Origin of the sequence: Vibrio sp. 10N.222.52.B7, from assembly GCF_041474275.1 — a bacterium.
In the GTDB taxonomy this organism is placed as follows: Bacteria; Pseudomonadota; Gammaproteobacteria; order Enterobacterales; family Vibrionaceae; genus Vibrio; species Vibrio crassostreae_C.
This window is the reverse complement of sequence record NZ_JBFRTU010000738.1, coordinates 1-348: the sequence shown is the minus strand read 5'-3', so window position 1 is coordinate 348 and position 348 is coordinate 1. Positions and strand designations below refer to the sequence as shown.

The 348-nt window shown below is 44.5% G+C and carries 1 pseudogene; it reads left to right on the top strand.

Annotation, left to right across the window (positions count from 1 at the left end):
• A pseudogene (locus AB4512_RS25060) lies at positions 1-348 on the top strand (RNA polymerase subunit sigma-70); the annotation flags it as partial.

Here is a 348-nt window from a genome sequence, read left to right as displayed (position 1 = left end):
TATTGAAGCGGCATTGATGAACAAAGGTCGTACTGTCCGATTGCCCGCCCACGTATGCAAAGAAATAAACAGCCTCGCGTCTAAGAAGCTCGATGTAAGTAAAAAAATGAGTAAAGAGATTTCTATTTCAGAGTTGTCAGACAGCTCTGGCGTTAAGGCAAAACGTGTCGACCAGCTCGTGGCGCTTAGCGGGTTTATTGACGTGACAACAACGGTTGGTATCAGCCACGCACCAATAGTACTTGAACAGTGTGAAAGTGAGTATATCCCTGACCCGCAAAAAGATTGTGAAGATCAGTCTTTTACCCAAGCTCTAGAGCAAATCATAAACACACTGCCACCCAAATT